Source organism: Jatrophihabitans sp. (genome assembly GCF_036389215.1).
Lineage (GTDB): Bacteria > Actinomycetota > Actinomycetes > Mycobacteriales > Jatrophihabitantaceae > Jatrophihabitans_A.
Genome location: NZ_DASVQG010000270.1, coordinates 1 through 7629, shown reverse-complemented (window position 1 = coordinate 7629; position 7629 = coordinate 1). Strand labels below are relative to the sequence as shown.

The window sequence follows — 7629 nt, the reverse complement described above, 5'->3', positions numbered from 1 at the left end:
CAGCACCTGCAGGACGCGCTGCACCTGAACTTCGAACGCTCCCTGAACCGGTACGTGGCCGCCCACGAGCCGCTGGCCCAGGTGATGAACTACTACTACGCCACCCTGCACTTCGTGGTGACCATCGGTTGCCTGGTCTGGCTGTTCCGGGTTCACCCGCGGATCTACCGCGGCGCGCGGACCATCCTGTTCGCGACGTCGCTGATCGCGCTGGCCGGTTTCTATCTCTACCCGCTGGCACCACCCCGGCTGTTGCCGCAGTACGGCTACGTCGACACGGTGCTGAAGTTCCACACCTGGGGTTCGCTGGCCGACCCGAACGTCGCCCAGCATTCCAACCAGTACGCCGCGATGCCGAGCCTGCACATCGGCTGGGCGCTGTGGTGCGGGGTCTCGATCTACCTGTGCGCCCGGCGGCTCTGGGTCCGGGTGCTCGGCCTGATCTATCCGGTGGCCACCCTGCTGGTCATCATCGGTACCGCCAACCACTTCCTCATCGACGCGGTGGCCGGGCTGGCGGTGTTCCTGCTGGGTGGCCTGGTGCAGTACCTGTTCTCCGGTCGCAGCGCCTTCACCGAGGCCCCGATCCGCCGGCACCTGGCCGGCGAGCCGCATCCGGAACGGGCGGCGGTCCGCATCCAGCCGAACCCCCAGCCCGATCCTCCACCGGAGGACCAGCCGAGCACCCAGCACAGCTCTCAGTCGGCGGGGTCGTAGAACACCGACTCGACCACTCGGCGAGCTCGCCGGGTGGCCCGCCGGTAGTCATCGACCAGCTGGCCGGACTCGAAGCCCGGGCGGTAACCCAGCACCCGGCCGACCGCCTCCAGCACCCGGCCCGGCTTGGGCAGCTGGTCCTCGGCCCTGTCCCGGACCAGCATGATCGCGTTGCGGGTGCGGCCGGCCAGCCGCCAGGCCGCCGACAGCGCCGCCGCGTCGTCGGCGGAGAGTTTGCCTGCGTCCACGGCAGCCTGCAGGGCCGCCAGCGTGCCGGTGGTACGCAACCCGGCGACCCGATCGGCCCAGCGCAGCTGCAGCAGCTGGACCGTCCACTCGACGTCTGCCAGGCCGCCGCGGCCGAGCTTGGTGTGGGTGTGCGGGTCGGCACCGCGCGGCAGCCGCTCGGCATCCACCCGGCCCTTGATCCGGCGGATCTCCACCGCTGCCGCCGCGGGCAATCCACCCACCGGGTAGCGGATCGGATCGATCAACCGGATGAACCGCTCCCCCAGCTCGGGGTCACCGGCGCAGAACCGGGCCCGCAGCAGTGCCTGCGCCTCCCAGACCGAGGCCCACCGCTGGTAGTACTCGGCGTAGGACTCCAACGAGCGCACCAGCGCCCCGCTGCGGCCTTCGGGCCGCAGGTCGGCATCCAGCCGCAGCGGCGGATCGGTGGACGGGGCCGCCAGCATCGCCCGCAGCCGCTCGGCGACCAAGTGCGCCCGGCGGCTGGCCTCGGCACCGGCGGTGACGTCGGAGAAGACGAACAGGACGTCGGCGTCGGAGCCGTAGCCGAGCTCCTGCCCACCCAGCCGGCCCATGGCGATCACCGCGAACCGCACGCCCAGCTCGGTCACCCCCAGCTCCGCGGCGACGATCCGGCGGGCCGCGGCGAGGGTCGCGGCCAGCGTGGCATCGGCGAGTTCGGTGAGCGCGATGGCGACCTCGGTGTCACCGAGCCGGCCCAGCAGGTCGGCGAAGGCGATCCGCAGCAGCTCGGCCCGCCGCAGCGATCGGATCGCGTGCGCGGCCTGCGCCGGATCGTCGCTATCAGCGCTGCGGCCGGCGGCGGTCCTCATGGGCCCCTCGACCTCCGGCTGCCGCCGCGGCCGCAGCTCCTCCTCGCCGGACAGCATCTGCAGCGCCTCGGGCGCGCGCACCAGCAGGTTGGCCACGTACCGGGAGGTGCCCAGCAGGACGGCCAGCCGGGACGCGACCGCACCCTCGTCGCGCAGCAACCGCAGGAACCACGGGCTGGTGCCCAGCGCGTCCGAGACCTGCCGGTAGGCCAGCAGCCCGGCGTCCGGGTCGGGGGCGTCGGCAAGCTCGGACAGGATCACCGGCAGCAGCGCCCGTTGCAGGACCGCCCGCCGGGACAGCCCCGCGGTCAGCGCCTCGATGTGGCGAAGCGCGCCCTGCGGATCGGCGTAGCCCAGTGCCTCCAGCCGGCGCCGTGCCTCGCCGGCGGTCAGCCGCAACGCCTCAGCCGGAACCCGGGCAACCGCCTCCAGCAGCGGCCGGTAGAACAGCTTCTCGTGCAGCCGCCGGACCTCCCGGGCGTGCAGCGCCCATTCCGCGCGCCACACCGCGGCGGCATCCCCGCGGCTGTCCGGCCGGAAGCCCAGCGAGCGTGCCAGTCGCAGCACCGCCTCCGCGTCGTCGGGCACCAGGTGGGTCCGGCGCAGCTTGGCCAGCTGCAACCGGTGCTCGGTCGCGCGGAGGAACTCGTAGGCATCGGCCAGGCTGACCGCGTCGTTGCGGCCGACGAATCCGCCGTCGCGCAGCGCCGCCAGCGCCGGCAGGGTCGCCCTGACCTGCAGCGAAGGATCAGCCCGGCCGTGCACCAGCTGCAGCAACTGCACCGCGAACTCGACGTCACGCAGGCCACCGGGGCCGAGCTTGATCTCGCGCTCGGTCAGGTCGGCCGGCAGGTGCTCGACCACCCGGCGGCGCATGGCCTGCACGTCGGAGACGAAGTCGGGCCGCTGCGAGGCCGTCCAGATCAGCGGTGACAGGGTCTGGACGTAGCGCTCGCCCAGCTCCAGGTCACCGGCGATCGGGCGGGCCTTCAGCAGCGCCTGGAACTCCCAGGTCGAGGCCCAGCGCTTGTAGTACGCCTCGTGGCTGGCCAGGGTGCGCACCAGGGCCCCGGACTTGCCCTCCGGCCGCAGCGCCGCGTCAACCTCCCAGGCCGCCTGCCCGCAGATCCGGATCGTGTCGGCGGCCAGCTTGGTGGCGGTGGCCAGCGCCGCGCTCTCCCGGTCGGCGGCCTTGCCCGTCGGGTCCGCCGGGCCTGCCGGGCCTGCTGGATCTCGTGGGCCTGCCGGATCTCCTGAGCCTGCTGGACCTCCTGGGCCTGCTCGATCTCCTGGGCCCGCTGGATCTCCTGGGCCCGCTGGATCTCCTGGGCCCGTGGAGGGCTCGAAGACGAAGACCACGTCGACGTCGGAGACGTAGTTCAGCTCGCGGCCACCGGCCTTGCCCATCCCGATGATGGCCAGCCGGCAGCCGGCCGCGCCGGCGGGCAGGCCGGCCCGCGCGACGGCCAGCCCCGCCGCCAGCACGTAACCGGCCAGGTCGGCAAGCGCCTCGGTGACCTGTTGCAGGGTGAACTCGCTGGCCAGATCCCGGGCGGCGACCAGCAGCAGCTCACGCCGGTAGGCGGCGCGCAACGCCCGGACCGCGGCCGGACCGGTCAGCGTGGCCGCCGTGCCGGCGGTGCCGGTCACCGGGTCGGCCGCCGACGCCCCCACCGCGTCGGCGAGCCGGTCGCCAGCTGAGTCCACCGTGGGCAAGTCCGTCACGGCACCACGCAGCAGGAGCGCGTCCCCAGGGTGTGCGCACAGGTGCTCGGCCAGCGCCTGGGAGGCACCCAGCACGCCCAGCAGCCGGGTCCGGAATTCTGCCGAGTTCCGTAGCTCGGCCAGTATCTCCGGGCCTTCGCCGGTGGCGGCGAGTTCGGCCAGCATCGCCAGTGCCTGGTCGGGCGCGGCCGCCCGTCCGAGTGCCGAAAGCACTGCCCCCGCGGCCGGGTCGCTGACCTCGTTCCGCTCGGAATCCCACAGCGGCAGCGCCGGCCTCGTCAGCAAGCCGCCGGCCCGGACCGGATCGGCGAAACCTGCTCGGGCCAGCCTTGCGGTCAGCCGGGTGCTCGGTCGGCCGGTCCGCGGGCCCGCTGGTGCGTCCTCAGGCGGCGCCGCATCCTCAGCCACCGCGGACCCGGCATCAGGCGCTGCTGCATCCTCAGCCACCGCGGACCCGGGATCGGGCGGCGCTGATGCCTCACCAGCCACCCTCGGGGTGGCACGTCCAGCCGGGCGGCGCGCTACCGGGACGGACGGCTCGCCGTCAGTGCCGGGGTGGCTCACGCGAGGCCTGCAGCTCAGCCGCCAGGGCCGCCCGGATCGCGGCGGCATCGGTGAGCGGGCCGGCCGGCTGTACCGGAGCGGCGCCGGCCATCGGCAGCAACCGGGGTCCGGCGGCAACCGCCGGGCTCGGCGCGGTCGACGGGTCCGCGGCCAGCGCCACGAAGGCGGCCACCACGGGTTGCCACGCCTCGGCGATGTCCGGATGCGCCCGGGAGCTGCGCTCGAGGATGGCGGGCAGGTCGTACTCGTGCAGCAGGTCCGCGTCGTGCCGGGCCCACTCGGCCACGATCTCGGGAGTGGTCTCGATGTGGAACTGGGTTCCCCAGGCCAACCGGCCCACCCGGAAGGCCTGCACCGCGCACACCGGCGAGGACGCCAGCAGCACCGCGCCGGGCGGCAGTGCGCTGACCTCGTCGACATGCCACTGCAGGACGTCCGGGGTGATCGGCAGCTCCCGGAACAGCGGGTCATCGGCGGCGGCCTGCCGTTTGGCGACCAGTTGCCAGCCGTACTCGGGGGTCTCGGCGGCGCTGACCCGGCCACCGGCGGCGACCGCCAGCAGCTGGGCGCCCAGGCAGATCCCGAGGGTGGGCAGTTCGGCCCGGACGGCTTCGGCCAGCAGCCGGCGCACCTGCGGCAGCCACCGGGCCGCCTCGTCGTCGTAGGCGTTCATCGCGCCGCCCAGCACGACCAGCGCCGAGTAGCCGGTCAGGTCGGCCGGCACCGGCTGCCCGGTCTCCGGGGTGCACACCACGAGTTCCGCGCCGGCTTCCCGCAGCCAGTGCCCGACCATGGCCGCCGGGGCGTCCAGGTCGTTCTCGATGACCAGGATCGGGCGGTCAGGTCCAGCGGTAGCCATGCCAGCAGGTTACTGAGAGCCGGCGCCCTAGAGCGAGGGCAGGTAGCGGCGCAGCTCGAACGGGGTGACCTCGGCCCGGTAGTCCACCCATTCCGAGCGCTTGTTGCGCAGGAAGAACTCGAAGACGTGCTCGCCCAGGGTCTCGGCGACCAGTTCGGAGTCCTCCATGGAGCGCAGCGCGTCGGCCAGGTTGTGCGGCAGGTCGTCATAGCCCAGCGCCCGGCGTTCGGTGTCCGACAGCGCCCAGACGTCGTCCTCGGCGCCCGGCGGCAGTTCGTAGCCCTCTTCGATGCCCTTCATGCCGGCCGCCAGCAGCACCGCGAAGGCCAGGTAGGGGTTGCACGCCGAGTCCAGCGACCGGACCTCGACCCGGGTGGAGTTGGCCTTGCCCGGCTTGTACATCGGCACCCGGACCAGCGCCGAGCGGTTGGCATGGCCCCAGCAGACGTAGGTCGGAGCCTCGACCAGCTGGCCCGGGGCCGACCAGCCGAACAGCCGCTTGTAGGAATTCACCCACTGGTTGGTGACCGCGGTGATCTCGCGAGCGTGCCGCAGCAGGCCGGCGATGAACGCCCGGGCGGTGGCCGAGAGGTACAGCTCGTCCGACGGGTCGTGGAAGGCGTTGCGGTCACCCTCGAACAGCGACAGGTGGGTGTGCATGCCGCTGCCCGGCTGGTGCCGGAACGGCTTGGGCATGAAGGTGGCATGCACGCCGCGGGCCCGGGCCAGCTCCTTGATGATGTGCCGGAAGCTCATGATGTTGTCGGCGGTGGACAGCGCGTCGGCGTAGCGCAGGTCGATCTCCTGCTGGCCGGGCGCCACCTCGTGGTGACTGAACTCGACCGAGATGCCGACCGCTTCCAGGGCGGTGATCGCCCCGCGCCGGAAGTCGTGGGCGGTGTCGTGGCTGGTCATGTCGAAGTAGCCGCCGTCGTCGATCGGCACCGGTTCGCTGCCGTCGGTTGGCCGGTTCTTGAGCAGGAAGAACTCGATCTCGGGGTGGGTGTAGAAGGTGAGGCCCCGCTCGGCGGCCTTGGACAGCGTCCGGCGCAGCACGTAGCGGGGATCGGCCCACGAGGGCGAGCCGTCGGGCATGGTGATGTCGCAGAACATCCGCGCCGTGTCACTGGGCTTGCCGTCATCGCCCTGCAGGATCTGGAACGTGGCCGGATCCGGCCGGACCAGCATGTCGGACTCACTGGCCCGCGCGAAGCCCTCGATCGCCGAGCCGTCGAAGCCGATCCCCTCGGCGAAGGCGCCTTCGAGTTCGGCCGGCGCCACGGCGACGGATTTGAGGTAGCCGAGCACGTCGGTGAACCACAGCCGGACGAACCGGATCTGTCGCTCTTCCAGAGTGCGTAGGACGAATTCCTGCTGGCGATCCACGGTTGATCAGTCTGCCGGTAATCCGTGTCGGCCGCGTAACGACCCCCCGACCAGCGAGCGAGGACCGCTCAGCTGGCGCTGTCAGCCAGCCAGCTGGCCCACGAGACGTTCCAGTAGCCGGAGTTCCACTCGGCGAGGTTGCGGCCGGTGTTGCGCACATCGACGATGTCGCCGGGTACCGAGAAGTCGTAGAACCAGAAGGCATTGGTGGGCGAGACGTTCAGGCAGCCGTGCGAGACGTCGACCTTGCCCTGCTGTGCGATCGACCAGTCGGCCCAGTGCACGTACTCGCCGTCGTAGCTGATCCGCACGCCGACCGGCACCTTGGTGCGGTAGGCGTTCTCCCCCTTGCTCAGCCCGAACGAGGCCGAGTTCATGTCGATGTTCTTCTCACCGCCCACCACCACGTGCGGGCCCGAGTTGGTCCGCAGGTCGATCGGGCCGTGGTCGCCGGGGATGCGAACGTCGCGGCCCATCGAGGTCGGGATGGTCCGGATCAGCTTGTCGTTGGAGTAGACCTTGATCATCTTGGTGCGGTCGTCAGCGATCGAGACGTGCTTGTCGCCGACCCGGTACCAGGTGCTGACGTCGGCCTGCCCGTAGAGGGAGTTGCCGAAGTTCTTGCCGTAGGCCTTGGCCGTGATCGTCACCTTGGTACCGGGCTTGAGGTAGTTCTTTCCCCGCCAGTAGACGTTGGCGTCGTCGAGCCAGCTGAAGGCACCCACCTGGTGCGGAACGGTCTGCACCGACAGGGCGGCCTGGGCGGCCTTGCGGTCGGGAATGGACTCGTCGAAGTGAATCCGCACCACCTGGCCGACGCCGAAGATGACCCCGGGTGCGATGCCGCCGCCGGCCGCGGTCTGGATGTAGGGCATCGTCATGTTGGTGGGCTTCACCGTGCTGAAGGTGCCGTCCTCGGAGAACTGCCCGCCCGCCGCGTTGGTGGCCTTGGCCTGCAGTCGATACGAGCGGTCATAGCCGAGCACCTCGGTCGATGACCACGACTGCTTGTCGGCCGAGAGCGTCCCCTTGATCTGCGTGCCTTCGAGGTTGGTCAGCGTGACCTCGGACAGCGAGCCACCCGAGACCGCGACCTTGACCGGCGCCACCGGGTTGACATCGGCTGCGTCCTTGGCCGGCGTGAGGCGGATGACGGCCGGTGCCGCCTGGGCGCTGGAACCGGTCGAAGTAGTCGGGCTGGCGCTGGTGGGGGCTGGCGCTGCCGCGTCCGGCAGCTTTTTCTGCGAGCAGGCGCTCAACAGGAGCACGGCAGCCAGCATCACTGACACCACCGCC

General features: G+C 71.6%; 5 protein-coding genes. 1 reads left to right on the top strand and 4 read right to left on the bottom strand.

Going from position 1 to position 7629, the window contains the following annotated elements:
* Positions 1 to 717: phosphatase PAP2 family protein (locus VF542_RS15285; protein ID WP_408652559.1), on the top strand; the 717-nt coding region annotated here is incomplete at its 5' end.
* On the opposite strand, the gene VF542_RS15280 is transcribed toward VF542_RS15285, so the two are convergent.
* The 4 genes from VF542_RS15280 to VF542_RS15265 all read right to left on the bottom strand — a co-directional run.
* A complete protein-coding gene (locus VF542_RS15280) occupies positions 699 to 3932 on the bottom strand; it encodes a bifunctional [glutamine synthetase] adenylyltransferase/[glutamine synthetase]-adenylyl-L-tyrosine phosphorylase (RefSeq protein ID WP_408652558.1) in 3234 nt (1077 codons plus the stop codon). The two genes, VF542_RS15285 and VF542_RS15280, sit on opposite strands and share 19 nt — an antisense overlap.
* Positions 3933 to 4068: 136 nt before the next feature.
* Positions 4069 to 4947, bottom strand: a complete 879-nt coding sequence (locus VF542_RS15275; protein ID WP_408652557.1) for a type 1 glutamine amidotransferase — start codon at positions 4945 to 4947, stop codon at positions 4069 to 4071.
* Between the two features lie 27 nt (positions 4948 to 4974).
* Positions 4975 to 6333, bottom strand: coding sequence for a type I glutamate--ammonia ligase (glnA, locus tag VF542_RS15270; RefSeq protein ID WP_408652556.1), 1359 nt, complete (start codon positions 6331 to 6333; stop codon positions 4975 to 4977).
* 68 nt (positions 6334 to 6401) lie between these two features.
* Positions 6402 to 7629, bottom strand: a 1228-nt coding sequence (locus tag VF542_RS15265) for a L,D-transpeptidase (RefSeq protein ID WP_408652555.1), incomplete at its 5' end; no start/stop codon positions are given.